Raw genomic sequence first — 13930 nt, 5'->3', positions numbered from 1 at the left:
TGAAGAACCTTTACCAAAAGAAAAAGCCAAAGCCGGAATATCGGACTTTGACTTTTCCGTCAATCGATCGTTCAATTAGTTTTTCTTATCATCTTCAACTTCTTCAAAATCAGCATCTACAACGCCATCATCTTGCGGCTTGCCGCTAACATCTTCACCCGCTCCATCTTGAGCTTGTGCGTCTGCAGCAGCTTGTTCATATAATTTCATCGTCATTTGTTGCACGATTTCTTCCAAAGCTGTTTTCTTCGTACGCATATCATCCAAATTGTTAGCTTCAATAGCCGCTTTCAATTCTGCTTTTGCATCCTCAACTTTTTTCACTTCGTCTTCGGATACTTTGCCTTCGAGATCCTTCAATGTCTTTTCAGCCATGAAAACGAGTTGGTCCGCGTCATTTTTCAAATCTGCTTCCTCTTTACGTTTCTTGTCGTCTTCAGCGTTCGCTTCGGCGTCTTTCACCATGCGCTCGATTTCGTCATCAGATAGACCTGAGCTTGATTGGATTGTAATATTTTGCTCTTTCTGAGTACCAAGATCTTTCGCTTTAACTGTAACAATACCGTTTTTGTCGATATCAAATGTCACTTCAATTTGTGGAATTCCACGTGGAGCTGGTGGAATATCTGTCAATTGGAAGCGGCCAAGTGTTTTATTGTCTGAAGCCATCGGACGCTCACCTTGCAAGACATGGATGTCAACAGCAGGTTGGTTATCCGCAGCTGTTGAGAATACTTGTGACTTACTTGTAGGGATTGTCGTATTTCTTTCGATCAATTTTGTAAATACGCTTCCCATTGTTTCAATACCAAGTGAAAGTGGTGTGACGTCAAGCAATACAACATCTTTCACATCTCCACGAATGATTGAACCTTGAACAGCTGCACCCATTGCAACAACTTCGTCTGGGTTTACACCTTTGAACGGTTCTTTTCCAGTTTCTTTCTTAATCGCTTCTTGGACTGCTGGAATTCGTGTTGAACCACCAACAAGGATAACACGGTCAATTTCGGACGCTGATAGATCAGCATCTTTCATCGCTTGGCGTGTTGGTACCATAGAACGTTCAACTAAATGAGCTGTCAATTCATCGAATTTAGCACGCGTTAATGAAATTTCAAGGTGCAATGGACCAGCTTCGCCAGCTGTGATGAACGGCAAGGAAATTTGTGTAGAAGTTACACCGGAAAGGTCCTTTTTCGCTTTTTCCGCTGCATCTTTCAAACGTTGCATCGCCATTTTGTCTTTTGAAAGGTCAATTGCGTTTTCTTTACGGAATTCTTGAACAAGGTAGTCGATGATAACATCGTCAAAATCGTCCCCGCCCAATTTATTGTCTCCAGCTGTCGCACGTACTTGGAATACGCCGTCGCCAAGTTCAAGGATAGAAACGTCGAATGTACCACCACCAAGGTCGTATACAAGGATTGTTTCATCTTCATCTGTCTTATCTAAGCCGTATGCCAATGCAGCCGCTGTCGGCTCGTTTATGATCCGTTCTACTTCAAGACCTGCAATTGTTCCAGCATCTTTTGTTGCTTGGCGTTGTGCATCATTGAAATAAGCTGGTACAGTAATGACCGCTTTTGTCACTTTTTCACCTAAGTATTCTTCTGCATATCCTTTCATGTATTGAAGGATCATTGCGGAAACTTCTTGAGGTGTATATTCTTTATCTTCAACTTTTACTTTATAATCAGATCCCATATGTCTTTTAACGGACATGATTGTGTTTGGGTTTGTAATGGATTGACGCTTAGCCACTTCACCGACTTGGCGTTCGCCGTTTTTAAAAGCTACTACAGATGGAGTTGTACGATTGCCTTCCGGGTTAGGAATGACCTTTGCTTCTCCACCTTCATATACTGCTACTACAGAGTTTGTAGTTCCTAAGTCAATACCGATAATTTTGCTCATTTGTATTCCTCCTAAATATAATGCAAATTAAAAGATTTAACGGGTTATTCGTTAACTTTGACCATGGAAGGTCGAAGCACACGATCTTTTAACATATACCCTTTTTGAAGTTCCTCAAGCACGATGCCTGAAGACTTATCAGGTTCGCTGCCTGTCATAACCGCTTGATGGAAATTAGGATCGAACTCTTTATCATATGCCTCGATTTCGACAAGTCCTTCGCCTTTTAGTGCATCGACAAGGCTGCGATATATCATATCCATGCCTGTCATAAGTGACTGTGCTTCTTCAGTTTTTGTTTCAACAGCCAAAGCACGTTCAAAATTATCAAGCACAGGCAATAGATTTGTAAGGATACTCTGTGCTTTGTACTTATTCAAAGCTTCTTTATCAAGAGTTGCTCTTCTTTTAGCATTTTCAAAATCAGCGAGTACACGGAATAGCTTGTTTTCCTCGTCTTGTAACTTCGATTCCAACTCACTTATCTTTGCATCTTTTTCATCGATTACTTCGTTCGTCTCTTCCAAACTTTCATCGGATCCGGAAATCGTTTCCTGTTCGGCATCCAAAACTGCTGAATCAGTACTTACTTCCTCCTGCTTTTCGATAGCATCATTTTCAACTTCATTCATTTTATCAGTCACAAATCTTTCCTCCTATCCAATCCGATACTCATTTTCTGTTTTTTTCCAATGCTTGTGATAAATTACCGCTTAAGATATCGAGCATCGTAATGACTCTTCCGTAATCCATCCGTTTCGGTCCAATGATTGCTATGGATCCAGACATATTAGGGCCAGCGGAATAATTCGCAGTAATAACACTGCAATCTTCCATTGCATCCAGTTCATTTTCCGAACCGATCCGTACATGAATTCCCTTCGTGTCATCTCGGAAAAAGTTAAAAGCGGTTGTTCCATTCTCCATGAACTCGAATAACATCTTCATTTTTTGAAGATCATTGAATTCCGGCTGTTTCATCATATTCATTTTGCCGCCGAAATAGAGTCGTTCCTCTGGTTTGATTGTCATGGCCCGTTGGAACGAGGCAAATAGGTCGCCCGCATGATGGACATGCTGTTCGAACACTATTTTTGCTTCCCGGGCAAGCTTGTTCTGAAGGAGACTCAATGGAGTTCCGACAAGCCTTTCGTTTAAAATATTTACCATCTTTTCAATATCCGAAGCCACCATACCTTTTGGCACATCAAAAATCCGGTTTTCTACATGTCCATTATCAGTAACAATAATGGCTACAGCCTTAGTTTCATCCAATGGTACAATTGAGAACTTCTTCACCGAGTGCATCAATGTGTCTGGCCCTAAAAGGATTGACGTATAATTCGTCAATTCAGATATGATTTTAGCAGAATTGCGGATCAGCTCTTCTGTTTCCACGACACTGTTCTGGAAAACAGAGCGGATTTGAACGCTATCTTCCACTGTTAACTTTTCCGGTGTCAACAAATGGTCAACGTAGAAACGGTAACCTTTTTCGGAAGGAATCCTGCCCGATGAAGTATGGGTCTTTTCAAGATAACCAAGATCCTCCAAATCAGCCATTTCATTGCGAATGGTTGCGGGGCTAAAGGGGGCCTCAGGTTTTTTAGATAACTGCCTTGATCCGACAGGTTGAGCGGATTCGATGAAATCGTTAACCGTCAGTTGCAATATAAGCAATTGTCTGTTTGTCAACATTAATCATCACTCCTGTTAGCACTCTTTATAAGCGAGTGCTAATGCTATTCATAATTTATCAAATCAGTTTAACGGTGTCAACGAATTAACTCCCAATCAGTGAAGAAATTCCTGGAATACTTCATTGCCCCTAAAAACACCTTTGATTGTCAATTTTATATGCTCTTCTGAAATCTGAACGAGCCCTTTATTGGATAATTCTTTGATAACGGCTCCATAAACTTCAGGTAACGTTTTACCAAACTTCATTTCAAACGAATTGAATGAAACTCCGTCAGTTTTTCGAAGGCCAAGGAACATTTCTTCCTCCATTGCTTCGATTTTAGTTACTTCTTGTTGATTCATGATCGGTCGTGTTCCGTTATCCGCGCTTTCCATGTACTTTTTCAAAGGGCCAATGTTCGCATACCTTTGTCCATTCAAGTACCCGTGCGCTCCGGCACCTATCCCGGCATATTCATCATTCTCCCAATAGATTAGATTATGTATGGATTCTTTTCCTTGAATAGAGAAATTACTGATTTCATATTGTCGTCTACCGGCAGCTTCCATACGATCGATAAGCATTGAGAACATGGACGTTTCCATATCTTCACCGGGCAAAGGAAGCTTCCCTTTATTCATCAAGTTATAAAAGACAGTTTTCGGTTCCACTATGAGTGAATACCCGGAGTAGTGTGGAAGATCAAGGGATAGTGCTTTATTAAGTGTATCCTCCCATTGTTGGATGGTTTGTCCTGGTAAACCATAGATGAGATCGATGCTTATATTTTCAAAGCCTATTTTTCGGGCATTTTCTATTACTCGTATCGGATCATCTGCACCATGTGTTCTACCAATCCTCTTTAAAAGCTCCGTGTCAAAAGACTGGACACCTATGCTCAGTCGACCAACACCGCCATTTTTCAAGACAGACAGCTTTCCGTTAGTCAATTCATCCGGATTTGCCTCAGTGGAAAATTCTTTAAGGGAACTAACATCTACATATTGATGGATTATTTCAAGTAAACGTTCCAATTGGTTTTCTGATAATGCTGTCGGAGTTCCTCCGCCTAAGAAAACCGTTTCAAGACTTTTAAATGAAGTACCCTCTTCTTTCATTATGGATAATTCATTTCCTATCGATTCAATATACTCGTCAACTGGTTGATTTTTAAAAAACACTTTATTGAAATCGCAGTAATGGCAAATTTGATGGCAGAAAGGAATATGGATATACATGCCTCGCATTTGTTGTGTCCCCTTTCTTTCGGCAATGCCGTTAGTGCAAAAAAGGAGCCTGAAGTAGGCCCCCTTCTTATGATTATCGTCCAGACTCCGAGCGCCAGAGACTCGGGTCATAAGTCAAAGTTGCTATGTGGCAAAAAGCGCCACGCCGCATCTTCGCCTTATGCCTGAGGCCGGCAGGATGCCGGTCATGCAGTCGTTGAGGCTCGCAGGATGCGAGTCATGCGACCGTTGCGACACGATGTCGCGCATTTAGGTCACCTTCCTCTTTGACGCGGCGAACTTAGACTGCGAACCTTTTCAATGCAGGCGCTTTTCGCTTTTGTTAATCTTCATCCATTTTAAGGACCGCCATGAAAGCTTCTTGCGGAACTTCTACCGATCCGACCTGTTTCATACGCTTCTTACCTTCTTTTTGCTTTTCAAGAAGTTTTCGTTTACGGGAAATGTCACCGCCATAACATTTTGCAAGAACGTTTTTACCGATTGATTTAATCGTTGAACGCGCTACAATCTTTTGACCGATTGCAGCTTGGACTGGCACCTCAAACTGTTGACGCGGAATGAGTTTTCTCAACTTTTCAACAATCGCTTTGCCTCGCTCATAGCTGAAGTCACGATGCACGATGAAGCTAAGTGCGTCGACCTGTTCTCCGTTCAATAGAATATCCATTTTGACAAGCTTCGATGTTTTATAGCCAATCAGCTCATAGTCAAATGACGCATAACCTTTAGTACCTGATTTTAATTGGTCGAAAAAGTCATAAACGATTTCCGCGAGAGGCAATTCGTAAATGATATTTACGCGAGATGCATCCAAATAATCCATCGTAATGAAGTTACCTCGTTTATGCTGGCATAATTCCATGACAGAGCCGACGTATTCATTCGGCACCATGATCGATGCTTTCACATACGGTTCTTCAACGTGGTCAACCTTCTGTGCATCTGGCATCATCGAAGGATTATCCACTTTCAATTCTTTTCCGTCTGTCGTTACAACATTGTAAATAACACTCGGAGCCGTTGTGATTAAATCAATCTTAAACTCACGTTCAATCCGCTCCTGGATGATTTCCATATGGAGTAATCCAAGGAAGCCGCATCGATATCCAAAGCCAAGCGCTTGTGATGTCTCTGCTTCGTATTCCAAAGCTGAGTCGTTCAGCTCAAGTTTCTCAAGTGCTTCACGTAAATCGACATATTTAGACGAGTCGATCGGGTATAATCCGCAGAATACCATTGGATTCAATCGACGATAACCCGGCAACGGTTCACTGGCTTGATTTTTTGCATTCGTGATTGTGTCACCGACGCGTGTATCTCCGACATTTTTGATGGCTGCAGAAAGGAAACCGACATCGCCTACAGATAATTCATCGCGCAAGGAAATATTCGGTGTGAACACTCCTGTTTCAATGACTTCGAATTCTTTTCCAGTTGCCATCATGCGGATTTTATCACCTGGTTTAACAGTCCCTTCGACAATCCGAATATTGACAATAACGCCTTTATATTGATCATAATGCGAGTCGAAGATCAATGCTTTCAACGGTGCTTGTGGATCACCTGTAGGTGCGGGTACTTTTTCGACAATCTGCTCAAGGATTTCCTCGATGCCGATACCAGCTTTTGCAGATGCATGGACTGCCTCGGAGGCATCCAGGCCAATTACGTCTTCAATTTCCTTTTTCACTTTATCCGGATCCGCAGCTGGTAAATCGATTTTATTAATAACAGGCAAAATTTCAAGATCATTGTCGAGCGCTAAGTAAACGTTTGCCAACGTTTGCGCTTCAATTCCTTGGGCTGCGTCAACGACAAGAAGAGCCCCTTCACATGCTGCAAGGCTTCGTGACACTTCATACGTAAAGTCGACGTGCCCTGGAGTATCGATTAAGTGGAACGTATACTCCTCGCCATTTTTCGCTGTGTAAGATAATTGTACTGCGTTCAATTTAATCGTAATTCCGCGCTCGCGCTCCAAATCCATTGAATCCAATGTTTGTGATTTCATTTCACGCGAACTCACAGTTTCAGTCTTTTCCAACAAGCGATCGGCCAACGTCGATTTCCCGTGATCGATATGGGCAATGATAGAGAAGTTTCTAATGTTTTTTTGACGTGCCAATCTTTCCTCATGATTCATCTGTCAGTTCACTCCTATATAAGCTATTTGCATTATAGCAAATAACTGATAAACATGTTACATATTCTTATTCCCTAATTTTCATTAATCACGCTCAACTAATTAAGTTTAACAGATGAGTTCACTTTGATAAAGCCTGGCCCAATTCAAAAGAAAAAAGCCCCATGGAAACTATCCATGAAGCAGAAACTCCTGTCATTTCTGTTCTAACTCTTCTTCATCAAACATTTCAAGGATTGCTTCTGACAGGACAGTTAGTGTCCTGTTCAACTCGTCTTCCGAGTTCCCTACTCCACCTAACTCTAAAAGAACTAACTTAGGGTGAAGATCTTGGTTATACTTCCCATCGACACCTGCTCCACCTTTCGGAATGACACCTCTCGTGATGCCCGGTACCTTCTTTTCCATTATTGCATTCAATCTCTTCGTAATCGCTTCATTCTCTTTATAGGATGGATTATCCAAACCAAGTACAAATGCGATTTTTGCATACCGTTCTTCTTTATGAATAATCGTCGACTTTTCAGGTCCTATATCATCCCGATGGATGTCAATTATTAAATCATATTCATTTTCTGAAATTTGCTGTTTGACGAATGGCCTTATTTCCCTATAGGCGCGTGAGTAGGGTACTGCTTTATTTAGTGTATCAGTTTCCACGCTATTGATTTCCAGTAGGCTTTTAAGTTTTTCACTCATTTTCACTACGTTTTCAGTTTGATGGTTTACGGCAATTTTCCCATCAATCGCTTTTGTAATCGGTTTGTATGCCTCAGTAGAGTGCGTATTATAAAGTAATACTTTTCCAAGTTTCGGTTCTTCTTCAGTTTCCAATTCTGTTTGGACTTCAATTTCAACCTCAGGGACTGGCTCTTCCTCTGCCACTACGTTGGATGCATAGACGATAAGAGCATTTTCCTTAATTATTTTGGAATTGGAGATCTTGGATTCTTCCGGTATAAATTGGATGACTACCGGGAATAGGAATAGAACGAATACGATTACAAGCCATATTTGCATATTTTTCTTCATGCGACATCCCCCCTTTTTCAACTATATGCCGGGGGGAATGGGTCAATGACTTGTTTTAAGTTCTTGAATCCATTCGCTAATGGAGTCAGTTAAGATTTCTGCATAAAGTGCTGCCCAGGAGTCAATCTCTTTTGGTGAGATAAAAGTATTCAAATCATGGTTGGATAAAACCTCTTCAAATAATTGCACCCTTTCCTCATGCGGCCATGATGTCCAATCCCCAAATATAGGAATCAGTTTCGTCCTGTCCGCATCCTTATTCGGAGTATGCAACCAATTTGAAACAGACAACCGGGAGGATGGATGACTTTCCTCTTCAATTTTGGTCGCGATATAATTAAACAATGTATTTATAGCATCAGCAATTAAGACAGGACCGTCGACAACAGTCGGAATACCAATTGCGATAACCGGGATTCCCAATGTTTCCTTCGACAACTCTTTTCGACTATTTCCAACGCCTGAACCAGGATGTATCCCTGTGTCTGTCATTTGAATCGTTTTACATAAGCGTGAACTATCCCTTGCCGCTAAGGCATCAACGACGATTATAACATCCGGTTTGATTTCATGAACTATCGCCTTAACGAAATCGGCTGTCTCTAACCCCGTCTGGATCGTTACGCCAGGCGCATAGACAAACAATTCGCTCCCTTCGTCCGAGTAATACATAGGGACAATCTCTTTTAATCGATCCATCGTTAGCGGCCCAACGGCGTCAGGTGTCACTTCTCTATTTCCTAACCCGACCAAAAGGATTTTGCCGTTCTTCAGATTTGCTATTTCCTTGGTCATTTCAGTTAGTTTCGATTTGAGCAATCCCCCCATTTCTTCAAGTCCCTCGCGATCGGTATGAGTCAAGGTTGGGTTTGTCAATGTCAAATAAGTGCCTCTTTTTTTCCCAATTCTTTTTTCACCTTCGGCATTTATTTTGACGGATGTCAAAATCACTCTGCCCTTTCTTGTTTCATCGAACTGGATGCCTTCGGACTCCTTTAATTTTTCTTTTTCTTTTTCCGTCCGGTGGCGAACCATTTCTTCGTTTTCCACTAATAGGTCGGTACGGTAAAAATCGTATTTATCCATTGTTATCACCTCAATATGCAGTTTGCACGATGCGTCAAGGAAATATTCTTTGCATATTTTTATTGCGTTCTTCCAGTGATTTTGCTAAAATGTTAATGTTGTAAAGAGAATCCGGAAGTTACTTATGGAAAGACTCTTGCGTTACCTGAAATTGGAGGTGAATGGAATGCCAAACATCAAAGGTGCAATTAAGCGCGTTAAACAAAGTGCCGCAGCGAATGAACAGAATTCACAAGTTAAATCTGCAATGCGTACAGCTGTACGTAAAGCTGACACTGCGATCATCAATAAAGAAGAGAACGCTGCAGAACTTTTGAAAGACGCAGTTAAGAAGTTGGATACTGCTGCTCGTAAAGGTCTAATCCACAAAAATACAGCAGCTCGTCAAAAAGCTCGTCTTACAAAAAAAGCTTTGTAATGAACAAAAGCGGAGGGTGGCGATTAGCTGCGACAGGCATAAGGCGGATTTGCGAAACGGCGGTTTTTGCCGTGCAGCAGAGCCGACTTATGACCCGAGCAGCTGCCACCCGGAGCTGGATGAAAATAAGGCTGTCCATTTCATAATGAAATGGACAGCCTTTTCTATTTATCCCTTTAAAGGTTCCATGAAGAAAATCTCTAATACTCTTTCTCTTTTGCCACTTGTTGATTTTAGTTTATAGTCGATATCGGCGAGTTTTTCGAGAATCACTAACAGCCTTTCCATCTTAGGTATGCTTCTGTTTTCCATTACGAGTTTTACGCGGTATGGATGGACGTTTAGAGTTTTTGCTATTTGTTGTTGATGATATCCTTTTTTTGCCAACGACGCGACATGGATCATCAGTCTGATTTGTCCTGCAATCAGGGAAGTTAACATGATCGGTTCTTCGCCATTCCCTAACAAATCATGGTAAATCTTAATGGTCTCTTTAATATTTCCGTTCATATATGCATCTGTCAATCTAAAAACATCCATCTCGGGCAGACGAGGGACGAGCATTTCTACTATTTCTTTTGTCACTTCGCCCTTTCCATCCATATACATCGCAATTTTTTCAAGTTCTGAAGAAAGTGCCAAAAGACTGTCTCCTGTCATATCGATAAGTACTTGTGCAATTTCGGGACTTATTTTGATACCAAACGAACTTGCTTCATTTTGAATCCATGTTGTCAAGTCTCGACCGACGAGCGGCAATGCTTCTACTACGGTAGATTTTTGCATCATAAGTTTTGTGATTTTTTTCCGGCCATCAAGTTTTTCATAAGGGGCCAAAAAAACAACTGTAGCTGTAGGTGATGGATTTGATAGCCACTCTTCCAGCAAAGTAATATTATGTACAACTTTCTCTTTTGTTTTATCTGCAGCCTTTAGGAAAGACGTATTATTCGCGATGACTAATTTTCTTTCTACGAGGAATGGGAGTGTATCCGCTTCTTCAATTACTGCTTCAATCGGTGTTTCATCCAAATCGAATCTGACAACCGCATCCTCTTCTCCATCTGGCAAGGCTTGGATTAGCCGCTTAATCGTCTCATCGATTAAATGTCTTTCGACACCCATCAACAAGTAAACAGGTTCAATCTTCCCCTCGCTAATGCTTTTCCAGATTGCATTTACCATTCTAATCACTCCAATCACTTACATTTCCCCATTATACATTACCATTTCACGACTATGAACATTTTGTGTCGATTGTCATATACCCGACTTAAAAGAACGTTTGATATAGATTTTTTTTGGTTAATCATCTATACTATAAAGGAATTAGGAGGTGTAGCAATGAATGAGTTTGAACAAGACGTACAGTCCAAACGCAATGATTTAATTGACTCAGGTATTGGATTCATTGTAGCTTTCGTGGCTTTTTCTGCAATTTTCGTTGTTGCTACAATCATTGACGTCGTCGGACGTTAATGGTCTAGGAAAGACGGATAGTCCATCCTTAATCGGAATGGACATATCCGTCTTTTTTTATCGTGAAGTTTGTATGGAATACCTATCCTTCCTCACCGTAATCGTGATAGATCCATAATCCGCCGTTGATATCGTTTGCAAATTATTCTGTTCAAAAGTGGCAAGTACCTCCGGATGAGGATGACCGTATCGATTATTCCTGCCGTAGGAAAGTATGGTTAGTTCAGGATGTAATGTTTTGATAAATGCATCTGAACTTGATGTACGGCTGCCATGATGACCGGCTTTAAGTATTAATTGGCCCCAATTCTTGTGCTCGTATTCTCTTACTATCCTCTTTTCCCCTTCGAATTCTAAATCCCCTGTAAAAAGAAATGATAGACCGGAAGTTTCCATTAATAGAACAAGTGAACTATCATTCCCTTTATACAAACCCTTTTGGGGAGCGATATAGCTAAACACAGTCGGCCCTTCCTGCCAATGATATCCTTCGTTCATTGCAAAAATAGGGATTTTCTTTTCTATAGCAATATGAAGCACTTCTTCCATTGTCAGTTCCTTTTCACTATTAGGGGAGATGTGGATCTCCTTTACGGATATTTCCTCAAGTACTTCGTCAGCACCTTCTATATGATCACTATCCGCATGGCTAAGTATCAATTTATCTATTTTATTTATGCCTCTTCCCTTCAAAAAAGGAACAACGATTTTCCTGCCAACTTCAAATTCCTTTTCCGGGGTACGCCAATTAGGTTCACCAAAGTTTACATTTCCTCCTGTATCAATAACGTAGACTTTCTGTCGGTGAGGAAGCTCAATAACGATAGCATCCCCTTGTCCAACATCAAGGAAAGTAACCTTCAATGACGGGTCCAAATAGGGGTATATATGCAGGACTACTGCCGGAACAAGTATAAAACAAAAGGATCGAAACGGATTTTTCCCACGCTCAAACGAGATAAAAAAGAGGAACACTCCCATAACTATTAAAGCGGCCAGCACCGCAGGCGGTTTGCCTGGGACCCACATCTGATATGGTAAAGACGATAAGAACTCTGTAAATAACCCAAGCCAATTTCTAAGTGGTTCATAAATGAAGAAAATGATTGCTGCAATCGATGGTGACAAGTACGTTAACAAAAGCAAAAGTATATTTATCGGCAATATGATTACCGAATAAATGGGAACGTATAGTAAATTAACAACAAAAGACGACAGTGACAATTCATAAAAGTGATATAAAATAACTGGATATAGCGCCAATTGGGTAATCATTGTAACAAGAAACGAAATGGCTAATCCTGATTTCTGACGGGAAAGAATTTTGGTTGAATAGACTAATGAAAATGCAGCCAAGTAAGAAAGTTGAAATCCTGGTTGAAAAGCGACCCATGGCTGTAATAGGATAAAACAGGCTGCACTTACGGCAAGCGCATCATCCATTCGCATCCTAAACCGTCCAGAGGCTGTCAAAAGAATGAGAACCGTAACGGAAACAGCACGCCAAACAGATGGGGCCCCTCCTGCAATTACCGCGTACAGAGGCAACAGGATCACTAAGAGAGTATCTACAGTTTCCTTCCTCAAAGACAACCTGATAAGCAGAGCCCGAAATAGAAAGGTCAATAAACCTACATGAAGACCGGATATTGCAAACAGATGGGTTATGCCCAATGTCCTGTAACTCGCTGCTAGTTCTTCGTCCATACCGCTCCTATCACCAATTAATAAAGATTCGGCCTCGACCACCAGGCTTTCAGGAAAGTTATCCTTTATATGCTGTTTCACCCGCCACCTATGCTCCGATAATACAGTTTGTATGCCAGTATTTTTTTTATAGTTAGCGATTTGTTCAGCCTCAAACATTCCAATTGCACCATTCGCTTTTAAGTAATTCTCCATGTTAAAAGAATAGTCATGTGCAGCTGGAGGCAAGTCTTGGAAAGCTCCGGATAAAGTAAACTGATATGAAGGTATGTGGATGTCCTCGAACTGTCTTTTCTGTTTTTCATTTGTAAACTTCAATTTCGAATAAACAATTTCATTGGAATTAGTTTTAGCAAAGCCCTTCAAAACTCCACCATCTATTTTCACCTGATCTGTCCAGGTTAGTGTTATGGTTATGGGTGTACCGGCCTGTTTAAGCTCGGGTATTTGCATGGAAATGAGAAAATAAGAAAAAAACGTTGCTGTTAACGCAAAAAGCGGTGTGAGCAAATCTTTTTTTCTACGAAGAAAAACGGGGAAAAGAAGAAGATTGAGTAATAAAATCTGAACCGGACCGTACGCGGCAAAAGCCGATACGGCAACCGGTATACAAACATAAATTGGACGTATTTCACCAATCAATTGCCGAATAGGTCATCCACCCTTCTCTTAAATGAGGACAGTTTATCTGTAGGTGCGCCCAATGCTTTCATTTCATCAAGTATGTCAGTGAGCAACTCCACTTTTCCATCCTTGGTGAAATCGACTTTACTTTCATCGTTAGGGATATGATTTAATTCAACTCCAGCTTGCTCAAATAGCTTTATCGCATATTCGTTGTTTCTGTAATCCTTTGCATAATTGACTGTTCGAATTCCCGCTTGAATAATCGCTTTCGAACATTGCAGGCAAGGGAAATGGGTGACATAGATGCTTGCTCCGTCTATTGGACTACCATACTTCGCACATTGCAATAATGCGTTCATCTCAGCATGGATTGTACGGACACAATGATTATCGACGACATAGCATCCGTGGTCGATACAATGGTCTCCACCAGAAATAGAACCGTTATAGCCCCCTGCAATAATTCTATTATCCCTAACAATTGTCGCTCCGACAGCAAGTCTTGTACAAGTGCTTCTGACCGCAAGAAGATGGCATTGCGCCATGAAAAACTGATCCCATGTAATACGCTCCATATGTATGCCTCCAAA

12 protein-coding genes are annotated in these 13930 nt (G+C 41.1%); 2 read left to right on the top strand and 10 right to left on the bottom strand.

What is annotated here, in order from left to right:
* Positions 1 to 75 precede the first annotated feature (75 nt).
* The 7 genes from dnaK to gpr all read right to left on the bottom strand — a co-directional run bounded on the left by dnaK (position 76) and on the right by gpr (position 9109).
* Positions 76 to 1917: a molecular chaperone DnaK gene (gene dnaK / locus ACFPZG_RS12125; protein WP_283732237.1), complete on the bottom strand. Its 1842-nt coding sequence runs from the start codon at positions 1915 to 1917 to the stop codon at positions 76 to 78.
* A 44-nt stretch (positions 1918 to 1961) separates the two neighbouring features.
* The gene (grpE, locus tag ACFPZG_RS12120) at positions 1962 to 2561 is read right to left on the bottom strand and encodes a nucleotide exchange factor GrpE (RefSeq protein ID WP_283732238.1); all 600 of its coding nucleotides are present in this window, start codon (positions 2559 to 2561) and stop codon (positions 1962 to 1964) included.
* 28 nt (positions 2562 to 2589) lie between these two features.
* Entirely contained in the window at positions 2590 to 3615 is a 1026-nt protein-coding gene (gene hrcA, locus ACFPZG_RS12115; protein WP_283732239.1) for a heat-inducible transcriptional repressor HrcA, read from the bottom strand.
* A gap of 96 nt (positions 3616 to 3711) precedes the next feature.
* On the bottom strand, positions 3712 to 4845 hold the full coding sequence (gene hemW / locus ACFPZG_RS12110; RefSeq protein ID WP_317940765.1) for a radical SAM family heme chaperone HemW: 1134 nt from the start codon (positions 4843 to 4845) through the stop codon (positions 3712 to 3714).
* Between the two features lie 322 nt (positions 4846 to 5167).
* Positions 5168 to 6991, bottom strand: a complete 1824-nt coding sequence (gene lepA, locus ACFPZG_RS12105) for a translation elongation factor 4 (RefSeq protein WP_283732241.1) — start codon at positions 6989 to 6991, stop codon at positions 5168 to 5170.
* Positions 6992 to 7186: 195 nt separating this feature from the next.
* Positions 7187 to 8023: a stage II sporulation protein P gene (gene spoIIP, locus ACFPZG_RS12100; protein ID WP_317940766.1), complete on the bottom strand. Its 837-nt coding sequence runs from the start codon at positions 8021 to 8023 to the stop codon at positions 7187 to 7189.
* Between the two features lie 42 nt (positions 8024 to 8065).
* Positions 8066 to 9109: a GPR endopeptidase gene (gene gpr / locus ACFPZG_RS12095; protein WP_317940767.1), complete on the bottom strand. Its 1044-nt coding sequence runs from the start codon at positions 9107 to 9109 to the stop codon at positions 8066 to 8068.
* A 166-nt stretch (positions 9110 to 9275) separates the two neighbouring features.
* Here gpr and rpsT point away from each other — a divergent pair, with 166 nt between their 5' ends.
* Entirely contained in the window at positions 9276 to 9527 is a 252-nt protein-coding gene (rpsT, locus tag ACFPZG_RS12090; RefSeq protein WP_283732243.1) for a 30S ribosomal protein S20, read from the top strand.
* Between the two features lie 168 nt (positions 9528 to 9695).
* On the opposite strand, the gene holA is transcribed toward rpsT, so the two are convergent.
* On the bottom strand, positions 9696 to 10712 hold the full coding sequence (holA, locus tag ACFPZG_RS12085; RefSeq protein WP_283732244.1) for a DNA polymerase III subunit delta: 1017 nt from the start codon (positions 10710 to 10712) through the stop codon (positions 9696 to 9698).
* A 159-nt stretch (positions 10713 to 10871) separates the two neighbouring features.
* Between holA and ACFPZG_RS12080 the strand changes: the two genes are divergently transcribed.
* Positions 10872 to 11006: a YqzM family protein gene (locus ACFPZG_RS12080; protein WP_283732245.1), complete on the top strand. Its 135-nt coding sequence runs from the start codon at positions 10872 to 10874 to the stop codon at positions 11004 to 11006.
* Positions 11007 to 11063: 57 nt separating this feature from the next.
* Here the strand turns inward: ACFPZG_RS12080 and ACFPZG_RS12075 are convergent, their stop codons facing one another.
* Positions 11064 to 13355, bottom strand: coding sequence for a DNA internalization-related competence protein ComEC/Rec2 (locus ACFPZG_RS12075; protein WP_317940768.1), 2292 nt, complete (start codon positions 13353 to 13355; stop codon positions 11064 to 11066).
* Positions 13352 to 13915, bottom strand: coding sequence for a ComE operon protein 2 (locus ACFPZG_RS12070; RefSeq protein ID WP_283732250.1), 564 nt, complete (start codon positions 13913 to 13915; stop codon positions 13352 to 13354). The genes ACFPZG_RS12075 and ACFPZG_RS12070 overlap by 4 nt, the downstream gene beginning before the upstream one ends.
* Between the last annotated feature and the right edge of the window lie 15 nt (positions 13916 to 13930).

The sequence above is a fragment of the Sporosarcina thermotolerans genome, assembly GCF_042658975.1.
Lineage (GTDB): Bacteria > Bacillota > Bacilli > Bacillales_A > Planococcaceae > Sporosarcina > Sporosarcina thermotolerans.
The sequence above is the reverse complement of the archived record's forward strand: the minus strand, read 5'-3'. Positions and strand labels throughout refer to the sequence as shown.

Coding starts and splice junctions, on each gene's coding strand:
- hemW (WP_317940765.1), bottom strand. CDS start 4,845: ATGCGAGGCATGTATATCCATATTCCTTTCTGCCATCAAATTTGCCAT.
- rpsT (WP_283732243.1), top strand. CDS start 9,276: ATGCCAAACATCAAAGGTGCAATTAAGCGCGTTAAACAAAGTGCCGCA.
- ACFPZG_RS12070 (WP_283732250.1), bottom strand. CDS start 13,915: ATGGAGCGTATTACATGGGATCAGTTTTTCATGGCGCAATGCCATCTT.
- dnaK (WP_283732237.1), bottom strand. CDS start 1,917: ATGAGCAAAATTATCGGTATTGACTTAGGAACTACAAACTCTGTAGTA.
- spoIIP (WP_317940766.1), bottom strand. CDS start 8,023: ATGAAGAAAAATATGCAAATATGGCTTGTAATCGTATTCGTTCTATTC.
- holA (WP_283732244.1), bottom strand. CDS start 10,712: ATGGTAAATGCAATCTGGAAAAGCATTAGCGAGGGGAAGATTGAACCT.
- lepA (WP_283732241.1), bottom strand. CDS start 6,991: ATGAATCATGAGGAAAGATTGGCACGTCAAAAAAACATTAGAAACTTC.
- ACFPZG_RS12080 (WP_283732245.1), top strand. CDS start 10,872: ATGAATGAGTTTGAACAAGACGTACAGTCCAAACGCAATGATTTAATT.
- gpr (WP_317940767.1), bottom strand. CDS start 9,109: ATGGATAAATACGATTTTTACCGTACCGACCTATTAGTGGAAAACGAA.
- hrcA (WP_283732239.1), bottom strand. CDS start 3,615: ATGTTGACAAACAGACAATTGCTTATATTGCAACTGACGGTTAACGAT.